19 protein-coding genes are annotated in these 19739 nt (G+C 63.7%); 8 read left to right on the forward strand and 11 right to left on the reverse strand.

Translation table 11 applies throughout. The annotated features are described in order from the left end of the window. Positions 1 to 209 precede the first annotated feature (209 nt). The 6 genes from dnaK (at position 210) to FJ548_RS07540 (ending at position 6281) form a co-directional block, all read left to right on the forward strand. On the forward strand, positions 210 to 2126 hold the full coding sequence (dnaK, locus tag FJ548_RS07515) for a molecular chaperone DnaK (RefSeq protein WP_140612583.1): 1917 nt from the start codon (positions 210 to 212) through the stop codon (positions 2124 to 2126). 303 nt (positions 2127 to 2429) lie between these two features. Continuing rightward, positions 2430 to 3560: a molecular chaperone DnaJ gene (dnaJ, locus tag FJ548_RS07520; RefSeq protein ID WP_140612585.1), complete on the forward strand. Its 1131-nt coding sequence runs from the start codon at positions 2430 to 2432 to the stop codon at positions 3558 to 3560. A 167-nt stretch (positions 3561 to 3727) separates the two neighbouring features. Next, positions 3728 to 4333 carry a phospholipid N-methyltransferase PmtA gene (gene pmtA, locus FJ548_RS07525; protein ID WP_140612587.1) on the forward strand — a complete coding sequence of 202 codons (606 nt, stop codon included), beginning with the start codon at positions 3728 to 3730 and terminating at the stop codon, positions 4331 to 4333. Positions 4334 to 4672: 339 nt separating this feature from the next. Continuing rightward, entirely contained in the window at positions 4673 to 5269 is a 597-nt protein-coding gene (locus tag FJ548_RS07530; RefSeq protein WP_140612589.1) for an NADPH-dependent FMN reductase, read from the forward strand. 11 nt (positions 5270 to 5280) lie between these two features. Next, positions 5281 to 5964: an orotidine-5'-phosphate decarboxylase gene (gene pyrF / locus FJ548_RS07535; protein WP_181165730.1), complete on the forward strand. Its 684-nt coding sequence runs from the start codon at positions 5281 to 5283 to the stop codon at positions 5962 to 5964. Positions 5965 to 5993: 29 nt separating this feature from the next. Beyond that, entirely contained in the window at positions 5994 to 6281 is a 288-nt protein-coding gene (locus FJ548_RS07540; RefSeq protein WP_140612593.1) for a DUF1330 domain-containing protein, read from the forward strand. A 173-nt stretch (positions 6282 to 6454) separates the two neighbouring features. On the opposite strand, the gene FJ548_RS07545 is transcribed toward FJ548_RS07540, so the two are convergent. From FJ548_RS07545 to FJ548_RS07575, 7 genes are all read right to left on the reverse strand, one after another. After that, complete coding sequence (locus tag FJ548_RS07545) at positions 6455 to 7537, reverse strand: D-alanine:D-lactate ligase-like protein (RefSeq protein WP_140612594.1); 1083 nt, start codon at positions 7535 to 7537, stop codon at positions 6455 to 6457. 139 nt (positions 7538 to 7676) lie between these two features. Further along, positions 7677 to 8552 carry an SMP-30/gluconolactonase/LRE family protein gene (locus FJ548_RS07550; protein ID WP_140777545.1) on the reverse strand — a complete coding sequence of 292 codons (876 nt, stop codon included), beginning with the start codon at positions 8550 to 8552 and terminating at the stop codon, positions 7677 to 7679. Beyond that, complete coding sequence (locus FJ548_RS07555) at positions 8552 to 9190, reverse strand: 2-dehydro-3-deoxy-6-phosphogalactonate aldolase (protein ID WP_140777546.1); 639 nt, start codon at positions 9188 to 9190, stop codon at positions 8552 to 8554. The genes FJ548_RS07550 and FJ548_RS07555 overlap by 1 nt, the downstream gene beginning before the upstream one ends. Beyond that, complete coding sequence (locus tag FJ548_RS07560; protein WP_140777547.1) at positions 9187 to 10122, reverse strand: 2-dehydro-3-deoxygalactonokinase; 936 nt, start codon at positions 10120 to 10122, stop codon at positions 9187 to 9189. The genes FJ548_RS07555 and FJ548_RS07560 overlap by 4 nt, the downstream gene beginning before the upstream one ends. After that, the gene (locus tag FJ548_RS07565; protein WP_140777548.1) at positions 10119 to 10886 is read right to left on the reverse strand and encodes an SDR family oxidoreductase; all 768 of its coding nucleotides are present in this window, start codon (positions 10884 to 10886) and stop codon (positions 10119 to 10121) included. The genes FJ548_RS07560 and FJ548_RS07565 overlap by 4 nt, the downstream gene beginning before the upstream one ends. A 255-nt stretch (positions 10887 to 11141) precedes the next feature. Then, complete coding sequence (locus FJ548_RS07570) at positions 11142 to 12491, reverse strand: EAL domain-containing protein (protein ID WP_140612604.1); 1350 nt, start codon at positions 12489 to 12491, stop codon at positions 11142 to 11144. 209 nt (positions 12492 to 12700) lie between these two features. After that, complete coding sequence (locus FJ548_RS07575; RefSeq protein WP_140777549.1) at positions 12701 to 14494, reverse strand: GtrA family protein; 1794 nt, start codon at positions 14492 to 14494, stop codon at positions 12701 to 12703. A gap of 160 nt (positions 14495 to 14654) precedes the next feature. Between FJ548_RS07575 and FJ548_RS07580 the strand changes: the two genes are divergently transcribed. Both FJ548_RS07580 and FJ548_RS07585 read left to right on the forward strand, forming a co-directional pair. After that, positions 14655 to 15656, forward strand: a complete 1002-nt coding sequence (locus FJ548_RS07580) for a glycosyltransferase (protein ID WP_140612608.1) — start codon at positions 14655 to 14657, stop codon at positions 15654 to 15656. Between the two features lie 3 nt (positions 15657 to 15659). Beyond that, positions 15660 to 16034: a GtrA family protein gene (locus FJ548_RS07585; protein WP_140691981.1), complete on the forward strand. Its 375-nt coding sequence runs from the start codon at positions 15660 to 15662 to the stop codon at positions 16032 to 16034. Between the two features lie 217 nt (positions 16035 to 16251). Here FJ548_RS07585 and FJ548_RS07590 read toward each other — a convergent pair whose 3' ends face one another. From FJ548_RS07590 to FJ548_RS07605, 4 genes are all read right to left on the reverse strand, one after another. Beyond that, a complete protein-coding gene (locus FJ548_RS07590) occupies positions 16252 to 16935 on the reverse strand; it encodes an alpha/beta hydrolase (RefSeq protein WP_140777550.1) in 684 nt (227 codons plus the stop codon). Between the two features lie 119 nt (positions 16936 to 17054). Then, a complete protein-coding gene (locus tag FJ548_RS07595; RefSeq protein ID WP_140612614.1) occupies positions 17055 to 17822 on the reverse strand; it encodes an alpha/beta hydrolase in 768 nt (255 codons plus the stop codon). A 319-nt stretch (positions 17823 to 18141) separates the two neighbouring features. Further along, positions 18142 to 18702, reverse strand: coding sequence for a TetR/AcrR family transcriptional regulator (locus FJ548_RS07600; RefSeq protein ID WP_246671599.1), 561 nt, complete (start codon positions 18700 to 18702; stop codon positions 18142 to 18144). A 117-nt stretch (positions 18703 to 18819) separates the two neighbouring features. Continuing rightward, entirely contained in the window at positions 18820 to 19614 is a 795-nt protein-coding gene (locus FJ548_RS07605; RefSeq protein ID WP_140612618.1) for an SDR family oxidoreductase, read from the reverse strand. Positions 19615 to 19739 lie beyond the last annotated feature (125 nt).

Genomic DNA, 19739 nt, shown 5'->3' on the forward strand with positions numbered 1-19739 from the left:
GGCACCTGGACGTCAGTCGCAGGCCGGAGTGGAAAGGTTCATGGAAGGCTTGCGCAGAATGCTTGCGCCCGATGCTGGCTGTTCTTATATACGCGCCAAGCCGTCCGGCGCCGGAATACCGGTTGCCGAACGGGATTTCTTTTGAACAGGGGCTTTCGTCGGAACGCCTTACGGGTCCTGAAAGCCTGCTTAGCGGAGAGACTAGAAAAATGGCAAAAGTAATCGGTATCGATCTCGGCACCACCAACTCGTGCATCGCCATCATGGACGGCAAGGAGCCGAAAGTGATCGAGAATGCGGAAGGCGCGCGCACGACGCCTTCGATCGTCGCCATCTCGAGCGACGGCGAACGTCTCGTCGGCCAGCCGGCCAAGCGCCAGGCGGTCACCAATCCTGAGAACACCATCTTCGCGGTCAAGCGCCTGATCGGCCGCCGCTATGACGATCCGGTGACGGAGAAGGACAAGAAGCTTGTCCCCTACAAGATCGTCAAGGGCGACAATGGCGATGCCTGGGTCGAGGCCGGCGGCAAGAAGCAGTCGCCCTCGCAGATCTCGGCCATGATCCTGCAGAAGATGAAGGAAACGGCGGAAGCCTATCTCGGCGAGAAGGTCGAGAAGGCGGTCATCACCGTTCCGGCCTATTTCAACGACGCCCAGCGCCAGGCGACCAAGGATGCCGGCAAGATCGCCGGCCTTGAAGTGCTGCGCATCATCAACGAGCCGACCGCGGCAGCGCTCGCCTACGGCCTCGACAAGAAGGATGGCAAGACCATTGCCGTCTATGACCTTGGCGGCGGCACGTTCGACATTTCGGTGCTCGAAATCGGCGACGGCGTGTTCGAGGTGAAGTCGACCAATGGCGACACCTTCCTCGGCGGTGAAGACTTCGACATGCGCCTGGTCGAGTATCTGGCGGCCGAATTCAAGAAGGAACAGGGCATCGACCTGAGGGCCGACAAGCTCGCCCTGCAGCGCCTCAAGGAAGCGGCTGAAAAGGCCAAGATCGAGTTGTCGTCGACGACGCAGACCGAAATCAACCTGCCCTTCATCACCGCCGACGCGACCGGGCCGAAGCACCTGACGCTGAAGCTGACGCGCGCCAAGTTCGAAAGCCTGGTCGAAGACCTCGTCCAGCGCACCATCGACCCCTGCAAGGCGGCGCTCAAGGATGCCGGCCTCAAGGCTGGCGAGATCGACGAGGTGGTCCTGGTCGGCGGCATGACGCGCATGCCCAAGATCCAGGAGATCGTGAAGCAGTTCTTCGGCAAGGAGCCGCACAAGGGCGTCAACCCCGATGAGGTCGTCGCTCTGGGTGCCGCCATCCAGGCCGGCGTGCTGCAGGGCGACGTCAAGGACGTGCTGCTGCTCGACGTGACGCCGCTGTCGCTCGGCATCGAGACGCTGGGTGGCGTGTTCACCCGCCTGATCGAGCGCAACACGACGATCCCGACCAAGAAGAGCCAGGTGTTCTCGACCGCTGAGGATTCTCAGTCGGCCGTGACCATTCGTGTCTTCCAGGGTGAGCGTGAAATGGCCGCCGACAACAAGGCGCTTGGCCAGTTCGACCTGGTCGGCATTCCGCCGGCGCCGCGCGGGGTACCGCAGATCGAGGTCACCTTCGACATCGACGCCAACGGCATCGTCAACGTCTCGGCCAAGGACAAGGGCACCGGCAAGGAGCACCAGATCCGCATCCAGGCTTCGGGTGGTCTGTCGGACGCCGACATCGAGAAGATGGTCAAGGACGCCGAGGCCAATGCCGAGACCGACAAGAAGCGTCGCGCCGTGGTCGAGGCCCGCAACCAGGCCGAGGCGCTGGTGCACTCGTCCGAGAAGTCGCTGAAGGAATATGGCGACAAGGTTTCGGAGGCCGAGCGCACGGCGATTGCCGATGCGATCGCGGCCTTGAAGACCGCCGCCGAAGGCGACGACCCGGCCGACATCGAGGCCAAGAGCCAGACCCTTGCCGAAGCTTCGATGAAGCTTGGCCAGGCCATGTACGAGGCCTCGCAGAAGGAAGCGGCGGAAGCCGATGCCAAGGCGGACGCCTCCAAGGATTCCGACGTGGTCGATGCCGATTTCGAGGAAATCGACGAAGACGACGACAAGAAGAAGTCGGCCTGAACGGCCTGACGGCAAGATGATGCGCATGACCCCAAAATCGATGTCGATTCTGGAATGGGTCATGCGCTCATTCAAAGGTGCTACAGCGTCCTTTGCGCGTCCGAGAGGACTCGCGGCGCTGTAGGGAGCCCGGCGCAAAGCCGGGCTTTTTTGCAACCCCTTGCAGAAAAATCACAGAAAAATACCGACGGAATCGCGCCGGCTCTAGCATCCGGGCAGCACCGCTCCTAAATCGAGGCAACGTGCCGGCAAACGACGCAACAACATGCATCAAGACGTTGAGCATCCGGACTGCGGGAAAAAATGAAAGCTGATTTCTACGAAACGCTGGGCGTGCAAAAGGGCGCCGACGAGAAGGAGCTGAAGAGCGCTTTTCGCAAACTCGCCATGCAGTTCCATCCCGACCGCAATCCCGGCGATCATGCCTGCGAGCACAAGTTCAAGGAAATCAACGAAGCCTACGAGACGCTGAAGGACCCGCAGAAGCGCGCGGCCTACGACCGGTTCGGCCACGCCGCCTTCGAGCAGGGCGGCATGAACGGTGGCGCGCATGGCTTTGGCGCCGGCGGCTTCGCCGACATCTTCGAGGATATTTTCGGCGACATGATGGGCGGGCGTCAGCGCCGCTCTTCGGGCGGCCGCGAGCGCGGCGCCGACCTGCGCTACAACATGGAAATCACCCTGGAAGAAGCGTTTTCCGGCAAGACCGCGCAAATCCGCGTGCCGGCCTCGATCTCCTGCTCGGAATGCTCGGGCAGCGGCGCCAAGCCAGGCACCCAGCCCGTCACCTGCTCGATGTGTAATGGCCACGGCAAGGTACGCGCCACGCAAGGCTTCTTCTCGATCGAGCGGACCTGCCCGCAGTGCCAGGGCCGCGGCCAGACCATCAAGGATCCGTGCCCGAAATGCGCCGGCCAGGGCCGCGTCACCGAGGAGCGGTCGCTGTCGGTCAACATTCCGGCCGGCATCGAGGACGGCACCCGCATCCGGCTTGCCAATGAGGGCGAGGCCGGCCTGCGCGGCGGCCCGTCCGGCGATCTCTACATCTTCCTGGCGGTGAAGCCGCACGAATTCTTCCAGCGCGACGGCGCCGACCTGTACTGCAAGGTGCCGATCTCGATGACCACCGCCGCCCTTGGCGGCTCCTTCGAGGTCACCACGCTTGATGGCACGCAGACCAAGGTGAAGGTTACGGAAGGCACGCAGAACGGACGCCAGTTCCGGCTCAAGGGCAAAGGCATGCCGGTGCTGCGCCAGCCCAATGTCGGCGACCTCTACATCCAGACCGCGGTCGAGACGCCACAGAACCTCACCCGTCGCCAGCGTGAACTGCTGGAGGAGTTCGAGCAACTCTCATCGAAGGACAATTCGCCTCAATCGAGCGGGTTCTTCGCCCGCATGAAGGATTTCTTCGAATCCTTTGGCGAGCATTGAGCACCGCCCGGCTTCTGCATTGGGCGGAAGCGCGAGGATGCCGCTAGAAACCGCGCATTTTGAGGCGCGACAAAATCTATCTTATCCACGACATCGGCATGGCCGCGCCTTGCCTTGCGTCAACCAGGTGTTAAGTAGGTTCAAGGGGAGCGCTGAGGAGAGCTTGCATGACGCGTAGTCACGGACTGCGGAAGGCGCTTGCCGAAAAGTTCGACGACGAACTCAAATTCTTCAAGGGCTGGATCGACAAGCCGAAGACGGTCGGCTCGATCGTTCCGACCAGCTCGATCACCGCCCGCAAGATGGCCTCTATCGTCAATCCCAGGTCCGGCCTGCCGGTGCTCGAGGTCGGCCCCGGCACAGGCGTCATCACCCGCGCCATCCTGGCGCAGGGGGTGCGGCCCGAAAACCTTTACGCGGTCGAATATTCCGCCGATTTCGTGCGCCACCTGCGCCGGCTCTATCCCGGCGTCAACGTCATCGAGGGCGATGCCTTCAACCTCAACGCCACGCTCGGCGAGAAAAGCGGGATGGTCTTCGATTCCGTCGTTTCGGGCGTGCCGCTGCTCAACTTCCCGGTCGCCCAGCGCATCGCCTATATCGAGAGCCTGCTCGACCGCATCCCGGTCGGACGGCCGATCGTGCAACTGACCTATGGTCCGATGTCGCCGATCCCGGCCGGGCGTGGTGACTACACGGTCAAGCATTTCGACTTCATCATCCGCAACATCCCGCCGACGCAGCTGTGGATCTACCGGCGCGAAGCGCATTAGTTTCGGCGCAGAGCTGGTTGCAGATCGCATAACTGCGATTGGCTTAAACGTCCGTCACTTCGTCATCCACGGGCGGAGCAAGGAGCATAGCGACGCAGCGCAGACCCGAGGATCCACGCCGTGGCTTCCGTGCGCTGCCGCGGTGCAGAATTCTGCTCCGCCGCACTCCACGGCCAAGGTCGCGGAATGGATCCCGGGGTCTCCGCCACGGAGCTTCGCTCCTGCTTCGCCCAGGGATGACGAGTTGGAAAGGCCTCGGCCGATCGCGAATGTTTTATGGCTCTGGCGCGTTGATTTGCGCGGGCTCCGGCTGTACCAGTCCCGGAACAAGGGTGGCCAATGGCAGTGATCCCGAAAATCCTCGTCTTCGCCGGCTCGGTGCGCAGCGGCGCCTATAGCGGCAGGACCGCCGACCTGGCGCAGAAGGAACTTGCGGTGCAGGGCGCCGAGGTCACCCGCATTTCGCTTGCCGATTATTCCTTGCCGATCCTCGACGAGGATCTGGAAAAGGAGAACGGCGTCCCGGAAAACGCCCGCAAGCTTGCGCGGCTGATCACCGCCCATGACGGATTGCTGATCGCCACGCCGGAATATAACGGCTCGATCCCGCCGCTGCTCAAGAACACGATCGACTGGGTGAGCCGCGTGCGCCGGGATGGCGGCCGATCGGTCAGGCCGCTTGCCGGCAAGGTCGCCGGCCTCTGCTCGTCCTCCAACGGCCATTTTGCCGGCATACGCTGTATCAACCATCTGCGCGCCGTGCTGGTGCGCTGCCAGATGGAAGTGGTGACACCGGAATGCTCGGTGCCCGACGGCGGCGACGCCTTCGGCGAGGACGGCCATTTCCGTGATGAAAGACTGCACAAATCGATGGAGCATTTATGCCGCACGCTGATCGAAATCTCGCGCATGCTGGCCACGCGGATCGAGGCGTGATTGCCACGACGATGCAGGACCGGTTGATCGTCGGCCTCGACGTGCTAACCGTGAAAGAAGCCGAGCAGGCGGTGCGCGAGCTCGACGGCATCGTCTCCTTCTACAAGATCGGCTATCAGCTGGCCTTCGCCGGCGGCCTCGACTTCGCCAGGGAACTGGCCAGTGGCGGAACGAAAGTCTTCCTCGACATGAAGCTGCTCGACATCGACCATACGGTGGCCAAGGGGGTCGAGAACATCGTCAGGATGGGCATGACCATGCTGACCATCCATGCCTATCCAAAGGCGATGCAGGCGGCGGTGGAAGCGGCCAGGGGCAGCGACCTCTGCCTGCTCGCCGTCAGCGTGCTGACCTCGATGGACGAGCAGGACATGATCGACGTCGGCTATGAGTATGATCCGCACACGCTCGTGCTCAGGCGCTCGGAACAGGCGCTGCATGCCGGCATGGGCGGCATCGTCTGCTCGGCCGCTGAGGCCGAAGCGGTGCGCCGCATCGTCGGGCCCGACATGGCTGTGGTGACGCCCGGCATCCGGCCTGTGGGCAGCGACCATGGCGACCAGAAGCGGGTGGTGACCCCGGGTCAGGCGATCCGGAACGGCTCCAGCCACCTCGTTGTCGGCCGGCCGATCGTCGCCGCGGTGAACAAACGCGAAGCGGCCGAAGCCATCCTCGATGAAATGCGCTCGGCCTGACGCCCCCGATACAAACCCGGAGAAAAAGCATGCCCAAGGGATACTGGATCGCTCGTGTCGATGTGCGCGACGCCGAAGGCTACAAGGATTATGTCGCCGCATCGAAGCTGGCCTTCGACCGCTTCGGCGCGAAATTCCTGGCGCGCGGCGGCGCGCATGAAAATGCCGAAGGGCCTGGTCGCGGGCGCAACGTCATCATCGAATTCGAGTCGCTTGCGGTCGCGCATGACTGCTATCACTCGCCCGAATATCAGCGCGCCGTCGGCATTCGCCAAAAGGTCGCCGATGGCGAGATTGTGCTGGTCGAAGGCATCTGAGGCGTTGGAGCGCTTAGTCGTTTCACGGAAACGTCGAACTGCTCCCTCTCTTGTCCTGACGCAATTCGCGTTTTCGTCGAGGACGCTGCGCCGATAGTAAGGCGCGCCGAAAGCGTCAGGCAGGCGCAGCCAGCCGAAGCGCGTCAAAAGCCCGGCGATTTTTCACCGGGCCGTCAGCCCGTTGCGACGCGACCTTCCCTGCCGGCCAGCCTGTTCGCCGCGGTCTCGGCCATCGCATCGGCCAGGCTCAGCCCCCATTGCAAGCGGCAGTAGGCGCGGAAATCAAAGCAGGGCAGGCCGGGGCAGACCTCGAATTCGATCAGATGAACGGTGTCGTCGGCTTCGACACGCAGATCGACGGAAAACACGTCGCGCAGGCCGAGCCCGCTGATCAGTTGGTTGGCGATCGCCCTGATGCTGGCGTCGGCGGCTGGCTGGGCATCGGCAACCGCAACGAGTTCCGGTTCGACATAATTTCCGGCCGCCTTCGCCGCCTCGCCGGTTTCACCATAGAGCGCCAGGCTGTCCGCCATGGTCTGGAAATCCGCGCCTGAATCGACAAAGGCGATGCCGAGCGCCTCGATGCCGGTTTCGGGTGCCAGCCCGAGGAAGCTGGCGCGCACGTTGCGGCCGGCGACATAGGGCTGGACGACGACATCGTCGCGATAGGCGGCGAAGACCCGCCGGCTGAGCTCCAGCGCGTGGCCGAGATCAGTCGCACGCGAATCCGGCCAGATGCCGATCTTGGCGCCGAGCCGGTTGGGCTTGACGAACCAGCCGGCGGCGGAAGCCGGCGGCTCGACCAGCCATTTGCCATCCCGGGCAAGACCGGCCTGCGGCACCGGCAGGCCGAGCGCGCCAAGCACGGCACCGGAGCGGAACTTGTCCTGGCAGAGCGCGAATAGCGAATCATCGGCGCCGACCGTCCGCAGCCCCTTGAGCCGGGCCAGCGCGGGCGCGGCGCCGCCGCGAAAATAGGCGATGCCGTCGGACAGCGTCCAGACCAGCGTGTTCAGCGCATCCTCGCCGTCAAGGGCCTCGGCGGCATCGTCCAGTGCCACTGGCGCAAAGGACAGGCCGCGCGCCCCGCAGGCGGCGGCCAGCGCATCGAATTCGGGGGCGAGGTCTGTCGACTGCGCCAGATAGGACGAAATTTCGGTGGCGCGCTGCGGTGCGAAACCGTCGGCGACCAGGCGATCGAAGCAAGCCTTTTCCGGCTCGTAGACAAGGATCAGCTTTGGCTTGTGGCTCGACATGAGGTGAGTGATTCCCGGCGCTGTGATCGCCTACCATCGCACGGCCGACGCAAACAGCTTTCGCGAAACCGACCCAAGCCGGACGCCTGGGTGACAGCACCGCGGGGAGGATATGAGGGGCGCGGATCGATGGGCCTGTTCAGGCGATCAGCACGCGCGGCTCGAACCGACCGCTAACGGAAATGTCGAGCAGGAAGGTCATGCCCGCCTGCGGATCGAGCTGCCGCTGTTTCTCATCCTTGCCCGACCAGGCGGAAGTGACCGCCAGCCGATCGGCGTTCTTGCCGACAAAGGCCGGGCAGGAGGGCTGCGTCACCGGCATTGCCACCTCGCGCAGCAGCGTGCCGTCGGGTGAATAGGCCTTGACCGCCTTGCCGCCCCAGACGGCGTTCCACAGCACGCCGTCGCGGTCGACCACCGATCCGTCGACATAGCCCTTGGCCGAGCGATGATCGACAAACACTTTCGGTTCGCCGGCAGGCAGGCCGGTCGCCGGATCGCAGGCGATACGCATCAACAGGCCGGTCGAGGTATCGGTGTAGTAGGCGAGCGCACCGTCCGGCGAAAAACAGATCGAGTTCGACACGGTGATGTCCGAAAACAGGCGGCGCAGCTCGCCCTTGAAGAACCAGTAGATCGAACCAGCGCCCTTTTCCTCCTTCTTGCCCATCGTTCCGGTCCACAGCGCACCGCAGGGATGGACACGGGAATCGTTGGAACGGGTGAGCGGATTGTCGGCCTCGATCGGCGTATGCAGCGTCATCCTGCCGGTCGCGACCTCGCGGACAAAAAGCCCGGTTTCGGTGGCGATCAGCTGCCGCTTGTCGTCGATGATGGCGATGGCGCTCGCCATCTGGCCAAGTTCATGGATCTTCAGCGCGCCGCCGGCCATGGACTTTTCCAGAAGCAGGCCGTTAACGATATCGAACCAGAACAGCGCGTCGGTGGCGGGATCGTAGCTCGGCCCTTCGCCGAGTTGGCAGATATGATCGGAGAAAACCGAAACCTCGCTCATCATGCGTCTCCGAACACCGCATCCCAGGCCGATACGGCGGCGTGGGCGCGTATCGCCACCTCATCGACACTCATGCCCGGCTTGAACAGGCTGGAGCCGAGGCCGAAGACCGTGACGCCGACCGCCTTGTAGCCGGCAAAATCCTTTTCCGAAACGCCGCCGACGGCGCCGACCAGGATCTGCGCCGGCAGCACGGCCCGGATCGCGGAAATGCCTGATGCCCCGAGCACGCTGGCGGGGAAGAATTTCAGCGCCGAAGCGCCCAGCCGGATCGCCTGGAAGGCCTCGGTGGGCGTGAACACGCCGGGCATGGTCACCATGCCATGATGCATCGCGCGCGCCATCACCTCGGCATCGATGTTGGGGCTGACCAGAAGCCGCCCGCCGGCCTTGTGCAGGCCGTTCACATCACCGGACGTCAGCACCGTGCCGGCGCCGACAAGGGCTGATTTCGGCAGCGCCTCGACGATGCTTGCGATCGAGGCAAATGGCTCAGGCGAATTCAGCGGTACTTCGATGGCTTCGATGCCGGCGTCGAACAGCGCCTGCCCCATGGCGATCGCCTCGGTGGGCCTTAAGCCGCGCAGGATCGCGACAAGGCCTCGCTTCAGCTTCGGGAAAGGTGCGGCCTGTGTCATTGGGCGCCTCCGATCATGCCGTTCTCGCGCGCGGCTTCGATGAGCCCTGCACGCACCGCCTCGTCCGCGTCGACGGTGTGAAGGTCAAGTCCGGCAAGGCCAAGTGCGGCCTGGTAGAGCCTCGCCAGTGCGCCGGAAGCGATCAGCACGACCGGCGCGTCGCCGGTGCCATAGCGGCGTCTGGCCGAGGCGATCTCGCCGCCGATCAAGAGTCCGGACAGACAGGCCGCCGCATCCTGCGACTTCAAGTCCTGCAGGAGCCCGGCGGCACGGATGGCAAACAGCTTCGAAGTGACGTCGCCGCCCTCGCCAAGCGCCTGATCGCACCATTGCCGGAAGAATGGGTTGTCCGCCGCGACCGGTGCGGGATGCTCGCCCAGCGAATGTTTGAGGATCGAATGCGCGGCCAGCACCGAAAACAATTCGCCCGTCGGCCATGTGCCGAAGCCGGCAACCGCGCCATCCTCGACGACGACCCATTTCGAGTGCGTGCCGGGCATGCAGGCGAGATGCCGCCCCTTTGCCGGCAAACCGGCGCCGGCAAGCTGTGTTTCCTCACCGCGCATGACGTCCGGCGCGTCGGCCAGACGCTGGGCAAGGCCTGGAACGATGCGGATATCGCGTTTCTGATCGGGCACCCTGGCCGCGCCACCGAGGATCGCACCGATCGGCGCCGGCACGGCGACATAGGGCGCCTCGAGCCAGCCCTGGCGGGAGCCAGCCATGCCGCAGATGATGACCGGCAGCGTTTCCGGCGCGCCCATGGCACCAAGATGGCCTTCGAGCACGTTGGAGAAGCCTTTCTCGCGCGCGGTGAGGAGGCCGTCATCGCCGCGCCGCTCGGCAAGCACCTTGCCGCTGCCGTCGATCAGCCATGCCCGAAGCCTGGTCGTGCCCCAATCGAGCGCCGCTACCGCCGGAATCGCGCTCACAGGAAGCCTCCGTCGACGATCAACATTTGCGCCGTCAGCATGCGCGAAGCGTCCGACGCCAGGAACAGCACCGTGCCGATCATGTCGTCCGGCCGCATGACGTCCTTGATGCACTGCTTGGCGACATGGGCGGCAAGCGCGTCTTCCGTCACCCAGCGTTCCCGCTGCCGTTCGGTGATCACCCAGCCGGGCGCAACGGCGTTGACGCGGATGCGGTCGGGCCCGAGCTTGCCGGCCAGGCCCTTGGTGAGGCCGAGGATACCCGCCTTGGCGGCGGTGTAGGCCGGCATGTCGGGGTGGTTGATGAGGTAGGATGTCGAGGTGAAGTTGATGATCGAACCGCCACCGGCCCGCTTCATCCCCGGCGCCACCGCTTGCGCGGTAAAGAAATGCGGCCGCAGATTGATCGCGAGATTGTTGTCCCAGAACTCGACGGTGACGTCCGCGATATCGTGGCGCTCGTCCCATGCGGCATTGTTGATCAGCACGGTGACATCGCCATGCGCCTCGGCGGCCGTCGCCACGGCAGCGCGCAGCGCTGCGATATCGCGCAGATCGGTCTTGAGATAAAGCGGCCGCCGGCCGAGTTCCTTCTCGATGCGGTCGGCAAGCGCGGTGCTGGGCTTGTCGGCGATGTCGATGAAGGCGACGTTGGCGCCCTGGCGCACAAACCCCTCGGTCAGGGCGGCGCCTATCCCGGACCCGCCGCCGGTGATCAGCACCGAGGCTCCTTCGAGGTCGGGAAAATGCGCCGATGGCATCATATCTTTCTCTCCGCGCGCATGATCCCGAAAATCGGATCGATTTCCGGAAATGGATCATGCGCAAATAAAATTCTACAGCCTTCTTTGCGCGTCCTGAAAGATGCGCGGCACCGTAGCCAGAATGGCGCGCATCCTAGCCACGCAAGTCGCGCGGGCAAGGGCGAAACGTCGGATTTCCGTGCTTATGTCAGACAAAACGACAATGCGCCGCGCCGGACGCAAAGCCGTGACGGTGGACAGCGCCGGGATCGCAGGTCAGATCGCCTTGGCGCGCAGGGCGCCGCGGAAGGAATCGCGGAGATAGCCGAGCGTGGCGTCGGCATCGGCCGGTTTACCGAACAGATAACCCTGCCCGCCAGCGCAGCCGAACTGGACCAGGCGGTCGGCCTGCGCTTCCTCTTCGATGCCTTCGGCAACCACATCCATGCCAAGCCCTTCGCACATGGCCAGAATGGCGCGGATGATGTGTTCGGACGGGCGGTCTTCGAGAATGGAAGAGACGAAGGCGCGGTCGATCTTGAGCTTGTCGAAATGGAATTCGCGCAGGCGCCCGAGCGAGGACTGGCCGGTGCCGAAATCGTCGAGCGAGACGCGAATGCCGACGCGACGCAGATCGTCGACGATCTTCTCGGCCGAGGCCGGGTCGTTCATCAGGCCGGTCTCCGTGATCTCGATCTCCAGCCGGCGCGGATCGAAGCCGGTGCGGTCGAGGATCGCCAATATATGCAGGCCGGTGTTCTGGTCGACGAGCTGCGAGGGCGACAGGTTGAACGACAGGAAGAGGTCGTTCGGCCAGCTTCTCGCCGCCTCGGTCGCCTTGCGCAGCACCAGCTGCGACAGCGGGCCGATGATGCCGCGCTCTTCGGCGATCGGAATGAACACGGTTGGCGGCACCGTGCCGAGATCGCGATCGGTCCAGCGCGCCAGCGTCTCGAAGCCGATGGTGCGGCGCGTGTTGAGATCGACGATCGGCTGGAAGTGCGGTTCCACCTCGCCGGCCGAGACGGCACGGCGCAGCGCCTGTTCGATGCGGGTGACGCGCTTGGCCGCTTCTTCCATCTCGCGCGTATAGACGACGACGCGGCCACGACCGGAACGCTTGGCGTGGTAGAGCGCCGTTTCGGCCTTGTTGATGAGGATCTCCGTGGTCTCGTCGCCGGAATAGAACAGCGAGCAGCCGACCGAGGCCGAGAGCCTGGCGGTGCGTTCGCCGACATCATAGGGCGCCGACAGGATCTCGATCAGCATGCGGGATTTTTCCGCCGCCGCTTCCTCGCTGAACACCAGCGGATAGAGGAAGGCGAATTCGTCGGCGCCGATACGGCAGACCGTCGAATGGCCATCCATCGAGGCGCGCAGCCGCATGGCGACCTGGATCAGGATATCGTCACCGGCCTTGTGGCCGAACAGATCGTTGATCGGCTTGAAGCCGTCGAGGTCGAGGATGCCGACGGTGAAGGGTGCGGGATCGTCGGCACGGTCGCTGATCAGGCGATCGACCTTGTCGAAGAAGCGGCGATGGTTGCCAAGCCCGGTCAACGGATCGGTGAAGGCCAGATCCGTGCTCTCCCTGTTTGCCTGACCGGTGCCAAACGGAGTTTGCATCGGTGTCCCTGTTTTTTGACGTCGGATTTGTTTCCGAGACTGGCAGCAAACCCTTTAGGAAACGTATCCTGAAAACGATTTTTCGTAGCCGGAGCATGATCCCGAAAAATGGGTTCCGGTCTTCGCCGGAGACGATGCCCGAACACGAGGCCGGATGCCTTCGCGAACCGGCGCGGACGCGCGTCAAGCCTTTGTTTGTGCAGAAATTTTCAGCCTTTGGACCTGACGCGGTAGAGTTCGAGCGGGGCGCCACGGGCCTCAGCCACTGGTTCCAGCCATTCCGGCACGCTGCCGCGCATCAGTCCGGCCAGGAAGCTGTCCGGCGCGCTGGCCGTCAACAGCCGGCTTTCCGGGTTGCCGCGGCAGAGCGCGACGAGGCCGACATGGTGGCTTTCGATGATGGCCTTCGCATCGGCGGCGGAGCCCAGCAGGGCGTCGAGCGCGAGCAGATTTCCGGCGACATTGCGATGGTACGGCCCGGCGAAGACGCGATGACCGGTGAAGGCGAGGATCGGCGAGCCAAGATTGGAGATGGCAAGAACCGTGGTGGGGGCCATCCGCCCAAGTACGGCGAACGAACCCCTGCTGTTGCAGGGGGAATCGAAACTGGCGTCCCTGGGAGGCGCGCCGATTGCGAAGGCGCTCGATGCAGCCTCGGCGGCGCCCGACCAGATGGCATTCACCGAGATCAGCCAGGCCGCGGCCATCCTCAGCACCGAGCCGCCGGACGGGCTGGCCTCGGCCCGCTGCCGCCATTTGGCGATCCATGCCGAAAGCGGGATCACCGCGAAGGCGATGGAGAAGGTCGAGCCGCGCACTTCCCAGGCGCTGACCAGGAACGCCACCAGCAGCAGCGCGCCGACGAGGCTGTCCTGCCGCCGCCATCCGCCATGGCTGAAATGAAGCGCCATCACGATGATCGCCACCAGCGGCGTGGCGAAACGCGCCACGACCCTGGCCGGATCATCGAAGACAAGCTGGAAGATCGACTGCGCCTCCTCGATATGGCCGAGCCACATCTGCTGGAGGCGCGGATCGAGCCTGGCATAGGGGGCGGCCAGGCATTGCGGGAACAGGAACACCACGACAAGAGCAAGGACGGCGGCAAGCAGGCCGAGCGAGATCAGGCGCCGGGCGAGCGTGGCGTTGGCGGCCTTCCATGACGCGACGACCGCCAGACCGGCGCCGGCGAGCGCGGCGAGCGCGAACTGCACGATCGAGAACGTATCGCACTGGGCCTGACCCCAGGACGATACGGGGACGGTGATGGCGAAGACCAAAGCCGCGACGGCGGCGACGCCGAGACCGAAATCCCTGGCGATCAGCCTTTCGCCGGCGCCATTGCCGAGGAAAAGCAGAGCGACGACGGCGCCGAGGGTTCCGGCATAGGGAGCGCTTTCCATGCCGATGGCCAGGGTCAGCGTGGCGCAGATGCCCGCGACGAAGGCAGCCGGTCGGTGCGTGGGTGCATCGAGCAGCAAGGCGAGGCTCGCCAGGGTCAGCACAAGCTGGACATTGTGATGGTCGAGCGCGCCCGGAGAAAATATGCCGATATAGTACAGGGCCGCCCCGCCGACGACGACGGCGGGCAGCACCGCATGAGCCCCTGCGAAAGCGCGCGCAGCGCGGATGATGAAGAAGACAGCAAGCCAGAACTGCAGGGCAGGCCAGACGATCTGCACGATTTGTTCGGCCAAAGCGGGGCTGCCCGTCAGGGCCGATACGGCGAGGAAGGCAAGCGCCAGCGGCGCGTCGAGCAGCCGCGACCAGTGCATGACGAAGCCGCCTTCCAGACCCATCCTGTACTGGTGCAGGTCGAACCAGCCTTGGCCGGCCATGAGGTCGCGGACTTCGACCAGTTGCAGCAGGCTGTCATTGTCGCCGGCTGGATCGGCCAGTTGCGGGAACCCGGCATGGGCATTGAGGGCCAGCAGCAGCAGGGCGGCAAGCAGCGCGAACGCGATATCGGACCTCCAGGTGGAAGTTCCCCTTGCTGTGCCCATCCCGATGCCCCTGGCGGGAATGCCGGACCTTTCAAGGCCAATCGACACTCATGAAGTCGGCCTTAAACCTAGCCTTAACGGCTTCAATAAATAGTAAAACCGCCTGGACGAGCCGGTCCGGCGCGCGACCGTGTGGTCGACCAGGCATCCGGAGACGAAAATGCCGCAAGCCATCAGCCACGAACCGGTCATCGCCGTGCTCCTGCCTTGCTACAATGAGGAGCTGACCGTCGCCGAGGTGGTGCAGCGATTCCGCGAGACGCTGCCGGACGCCACCATCTATGTCTACGATAACAATTCACGCGACCTGACGGCGCTCAGGGCCCGTGCGGCCGGTGCCATCGTGGTCCGCGAACCGCGCCAGGGCAAAGGCAATGTGGTGCGGCGCATGTTCGCCGACATCGACGCCGACATCTATCTGATGGCCGACGGCGACGGCACCTATGCGCCCGAGGACGCACCGCAGCTGATCAACACGCTTCTGACCGAGCGTTGCGACATGGTGGTGGGCACCAGGCGCGGCGTGATCGACGACGCCGGCAGGACCGGCCATGCTTTCGGCAACCGTGTCTTCAACAGCCTCTACAAATGGCTCTTCGGCAGTGATTTCACCGACATCTTCTCGGGCTACCGGGTCTTCACCAGGCGCTTCGTCAAGAGCTTTCCGGCCGTCTCCGGCGGCTTCGAGATCGAGACCGAGATGTCGGTGCACGCCTCGCAGCTCAAACTGCCGGTCGCCGAAATCGCTCTCGACTACGGCCGCCGGCCGGTCGGGTCTTCCTCGAAACTATCGACCTTTCGCGATGGCGCCAGGATCCTGTGGATGTTCGCCATGCTGATGAAGGAGACGCAGCCGCTGCGCTTCTTCGGCGCCTTTTCGCTCTTCTTCCTGGCGTCCAGCCTGTTCCTGATGGCGCCGGTACTGGTCGAGTTCGCTGAAACCGGCCTCGTCCCGCGCATGCCGACCTGGGTGCTGTCGGTCGGCTTGCTGCTGCTGTCGATGCTCGCGGCCGTGACAGGGCTGATCCTGGATTCGGTGTCGCGAGGCCGGGCCGAGCAGAAGCGCATCTTCTACCTCTCCATGCCCTCGGGCCGTTCTGAGCGCCGCGCCGGCGCGGTGGCGCAGAAGCCGGAAACGGGCAAGACCCCGCGCGCGGCCTGAGAGATGCAACGTGTCGCAAGGTTTGTCTTCGCCGGCGGCATCGGCTTCGTCGCCGATGCCGCCGCACTGTGGCTGCTGCTGGCCGTCACGCCGCTCGGGCCTTTCGGCGCCCGCATCCTGTCGATCGGCTTCGCGCTGTGCGTCACCTGGCAGATCAACCGCCGCCTGACCTTCGCGCCATCGAGCCGCGGCCTTGCGCGAGAGGGCGCCCGCTATGGCGGGGTCGGCATCGCCACCAGCGTCGCCAACTATCTCGTCTACTGCGCCCTGCTGTTTGCCGTCCCAGCCATGCCGCCGCTGGCGGCGCTCGCCGCGGCCTCGCTGGCGGCCATGGCGCTCTCCTTCGTCGGCTATTCCAGGCTGGTCTTCGACCGTTAGGGCGCTGGCCGGATTGGCAAAGAGCCCGCCCCGGACCGGCCCAAGGCGAGCTTGCCCCCGCAATCCACGGGATCGCGAAGCTCGGGCCTCGGCTCAGACATGCCGTGCGAGGGCGGACTCGCGGTCCCTGGATTCTTTCAAGGTGATGCTTGAAGCTTTTGCATGGATGACGACGCGGCCAGCCGCGTCTTGGGCAGTCAGCCGGCCTGGCTGAAATTCAGACCGCGCGAACGGCCTCGAGGATGAGACGGGTGGCCAGGTCGGGATGGGACAGCATCGCCACATGGCTCGAAGCGACTTCGGTGACCTTGGCCATTATCCGGCTCGACATGATGTGCTGGAGTTTGGGCGCGATGGCATGATCCTCGGTTGCCAGCAGATACCAGCTTGGGCGCGATTGCCACGCGGGTTCCGTGATCTTTCCTGTTAAGGACGCAACGGCGGTAGGCGCCTGGGCGGCGAACAGAACCGTCTTCTCGCTGTCGGAAAGATCCTGGGCGAAGTGATCGCGGATCCCGCTCTCGGTCAGTTTCAGGAATCCCGCTGAGTCGGGCCGAACCTCGGCGGCCATGGGAGGGGGATCCACGCTCTCCCCGAGCGAGGCAGCGGATTCGTCGCTGTCCGGCGCAAAGGCGGCTATGAATACAAGCGCGGCCACCTTCTTGTCATTGCCTCCCTCGGTGATGACCGAACCACCGTATGAATGTCCGACAAGAATGACTGGGCCTTCGACGAGCGCAAGGGCGCGGCGCAGGGTGGCGACATCATCGCCGAAGCTCGTAAGCGGCATCTGGATTGCCGTCACGGACAACCCCTCGGCTGCGAGCTCGAGAATAACCTTGCTCCAACTCGATCCGTCCGCCCATGCCCCGTGTACCAGGATAACAGACTTCGCAGTCATGGAAGAAACTCCACATTCGCGTTGATGGGACTGCAGCAATTGCAGGTCAGGCCGAGCGGCATCTGCGGTTCGCCGCGTACTGAAACCGCGGGCACCTCGGGATGCCGCTCAGCTGAGGATTAGTGGGTGGCCTGCTCGATCACCGCAGCCACCGCGGATGCCTTCGAGAGCATGATCAGGTGACTGCCTTCGACCGTCGTGGTCTTCGCCTTGATCGCCTTGGCCATTTCCGCCTCCAGCGCCGGCTGGATCGCCCGGTCATGGGAAGCCACGATGTACCAGGAGGGCTTGTTGTGCCAGGCGGCGTCGGTGATGCTGCCTCCCAGGGACTTCACGCTGGTTGGCGACTCCGTCACGTAGAGAAGCTGCTTCTCGGCCGGCGTCACATCCTGAGCGAAATCGTCATACACGCCGGTCTTGGTCAGCTTGATGAAGCCCTCCGCGTCGGGCTTGGCTTCCGCGGCCATTGGCGAGGGGGCTACGGTTGCGTTCAAGGACCCCGCGGATTGACCTGCATCGGGCGCGAACGCGGCGACATAGACCAGCGCGGAAACCTTGGGATCGTTTCCGGCCTCGGTGATCACCGCACCTCCATAGGAGTGCCCCGCCAGAACGACCGGCCCGTCCACAAGGCCGATCGCGCGTTTCACCGTCGCTGCATCGTCAGCGAGCGAAGTCAGCGGTAGTTGGACCGCGGTGACGTTCAAACCCTTTGCGGCGAGGATGGGAATGACCTTCGACCAATTCGCTCCATCGCCCCAGGCGCCGTGCACGAGAATGACGTTTTGCGCGGACTGCGCCGAGGCGACCGCCGGTATGATGGAGAGGCTGAAAACGGCGGCCGCAACAATGTGAATTCGCCGGAAGACAACTGATAAAGTGGTCATGTGAGTAGCTCCTTGTAGCCATGTCGAGGCGCCGAGAACTTCGACGACGTCCTGACGATGGACAAAAGCGCCCGCTGCCGCTGGTAGATTCAGGGCGTGTTTTGCACGGGCTTAGCCCAATCCGCCCGAGGATGCCTTTTCGGCCCATATCGTGCTGCCCCCTGCCGAGATTGGAAGCGCATGGCAGGGCGCAAGGGAACCTCGGGGGCAATGAAAGCCGGTGAGATCGGCATCTTTGACCTAAGCACTGTCCGCTGCTCTGCCGCGAGCGCGATTTCCTAGCCCAATTTGCATGGACCCTCTGCTCGCGTCAGGCCCCCTATTCGGCTGCCAGTCGCGCCTGCAAACGCTCGACAGCGAAATCTGCCATGGTGCGCAGTACATTCACGGGCGCGCCAGCGCGGGCCGCGAGTTGCAATCCGTTCATGGTCATCTGAATAAAGAACGCTCCATCCTCGGCGTTCACCCGCGGGTCAATTTCTCCGCTGGCTGTAGCTTCGCCTACCCGTTCGATCAGTCTGGCAGACAACGCGGCACCTGCTTTGCTTTGCTGTTGGGCGAGTTCATGATCACGCGTTCCAAACTCGCTGGCAGATACTACACCCAGGCATCCAAGCTCTCGCTCAAATTGATCCTCGGCGATTACTCCCAGCAGCAGCGCTCGAATGCCCGCCAAGGGCGATGAAGACGAACCGAGGCGATCGAGATGTGTAGAGATGGTGCGTCGCAGATAGGCCGAAAGAGCTTCCAGATAGAGCTGCCGCTTATCTCCGAAGGCGTTGTAGAGACTTTGGCGGCCCAATCCCATGGCCTTTCTCAGATCATCGGTTGACGTACCGGCGTATCCGTTGATCCAGAAGACTTTGATCGCTTCGTTCAATGCGGCGTCATGGTCGAATTGCCGGGGCCTGGCCACGATTTGCTCCTTCCGGGCTCACAATCCAAATATAGGGGCGGCTCGGCCTCGTCCCGGTCGAGACGAGGCAGGCTCGCGGTTTCAGATCAAGCCGAATGCGCGTGCCAACATCGAGCTGATCATCCTATCGGGCAGGAACCCCCTTATCCTCGCTAGAAGGCCCCCGGTTCCAACCACATATCGCAACCGATCGGAACTCGAGCCCGCGATCCGCAAAATCTCCTTTGCAACAGTGTCAGGAGGAGTGGCTAAAGCCAGCCCTTCCTGCAGACGCCGTTCAATCGCGGCGGCCTTCGTTGCATAGGCCTCGTGGTGAAGAATTGGCTGCTTGAACTGCGTCCGACTTCCAGTCAATTCGACTAACTTTACCCGGATGCCGAAAGGTCCAAGCTCATACCGCATGGCCTCGCTCAAGCCTGCCAATGCGAATTTACTTGCACAGTAAGGTGCCAGATATGGAAGGCCGACGGCTCCGGCCAGCGATCCTACATTGATAATCAGGCCGCTCCGCTTCAGCCGCATCGTCGGGAGCAGAGCTTTCGTGACAAGCGCCGCGCCGACCACATTTACGTCGAGCAAGCCGTGGAATTCCTCACGGCTTACCGCTTCCACAGGACCGCCAAGGCCGATCCCGGCATTATTGAGTAGAATGTCGACCGATCCGAAACGGCCGATGGCGTGCTCCACGGCCGCCGAGATCGATGAATCATCCCTCAAATCCAATTTCGCCGTTGCCAGCCTTTGGCTTGGAGATATGCCGATCTGGTCGGGATCTCGAGCAGTCGCGAAAACATTCCAGCCAGCGTCGAGGAACGCTGTCGCACAAGCGCGCCCGACACCTCGTGACGCGCCGGTGATGAAGACAGTGATGGTCATCAGCTTCTTTGCCTCGCTTTTCCATTGATCACACGGAATTGAGCGTAGGTGTTATGGACAAATTTGTCCATAACACCTACGCCAACGAAAATAAAGTATCTCTTGTATTTGCGAGCGGCGGCCGA

Source organism: Mesorhizobium sp. B2-4-17 (genome assembly GCF_006441275.1).
Taxonomy (GTDB): Bacteria; Pseudomonadota; Alphaproteobacteria; order Rhizobiales; family Rhizobiaceae; genus Mesorhizobium.

Excerpts from the sequence above, each read along its gene's own strand:
- FJ548_RS07605 (WP_140612618.1), bottom strand. The coding sequence starts at position 19,614 with ATGACCATCACTGTCTTCATCACCGGCGCGTCACGAGGTGTCGGGCGC.
- FJ548_RS07590 (WP_140777550.1), bottom strand. The coding sequence starts at position 16,935 with ATGACTGCGAAGTCTGTTATCCTGGTACACGGGGCATGGGCGGACGGA.
- FJ548_RS07530 (WP_140612589.1), top strand. The coding sequence starts at position 4,673 with ATGGCAGTGATCCCGAAAATCCTCGTCTTCGCCGGCTCGGTGCGCAGC.
- FJ548_RS07595 (WP_140612614.1), bottom strand. The coding sequence starts at position 17,822 with ATGACCACTTTATCAGTTGTCTTCCGGCGAATTCACATTGTTGCGGCC.
- FJ548_RS07540 (WP_140612593.1), top strand. The coding sequence starts at position 5,994 with ATGCCCAAGGGATACTGGATCGCTCGTGTCGATGTGCGCGACGCCGAA.
- pmtA (WP_140612587.1), top strand. The coding sequence starts at position 3,728 with ATGACGCGTAGTCACGGACTGCGGAAGGCGCTTGCCGAAAAGTTCGAC.
- FJ548_RS07570 (WP_140612604.1), bottom strand. The coding sequence starts at position 12,491 with ATGCAAACTCCGTTTGGCACCGGTCAGGCAAACAGGGAGAGCACGGAT.
- pyrF (WP_181165730.1), top strand. The coding sequence starts at position 5,281 with ATGCAGGACCGGTTGATCGTCGGCCTCGACGTGCTAACCGTGAAAGAA.
- FJ548_RS07550 (WP_140777545.1), bottom strand. The coding sequence starts at position 8,552 with ATGAGCGAGGTTTCGGTTTTCTCCGATCATATCTGCCAACTCGGCGAA.
- FJ548_RS07545 (WP_140612594.1), bottom strand. The coding sequence starts at position 7,537 with ATGTCGAGCCACAAGCCAAAGCTGATCCTTGTCTACGAGCCGGAAAAG.
- FJ548_RS07565 (WP_140777548.1), bottom strand. The coding sequence starts at position 10,886 with ATGATGCCATCGGCGCATTTTCCCGACCTCGAAGGAGCCTCGGTGCTG.
- dnaJ (WP_140612585.1), top strand. The coding sequence starts at position 2,430 with ATGAAAGCTGATTTCTACGAAACGCTGGGCGTGCAAAAGGGCGCCGAC.
- FJ548_RS07575 (WP_140777549.1), bottom strand. The coding sequence starts at position 14,494 with ATGGGCACAGCAAGGGGAACTTCCACCTGGAGGTCCGATATCGCGTTC.
- FJ548_RS07585 (WP_140691981.1), top strand. The coding sequence starts at position 15,660 with ATGCAACGTGTCGCAAGGTTTGTCTTCGCCGGCGGCATCGGCTTCGTC.
- FJ548_RS07555 (WP_140777546.1), bottom strand. The coding sequence starts at position 9,190 with ATGACACAGGCCGCACCTTTCCCGAAGCTGAAGCGAGGCCTTGTCGCG.
- FJ548_RS07580 (WP_140612608.1), top strand. The coding sequence starts at position 14,655 with ATGCCGCAAGCCATCAGCCACGAACCGGTCATCGCCGTGCTCCTGCCT.
- dnaK (WP_140612583.1), top strand. The coding sequence starts at position 210 with ATGGCAAAAGTAATCGGTATCGATCTCGGCACCACCAACTCGTGCATC.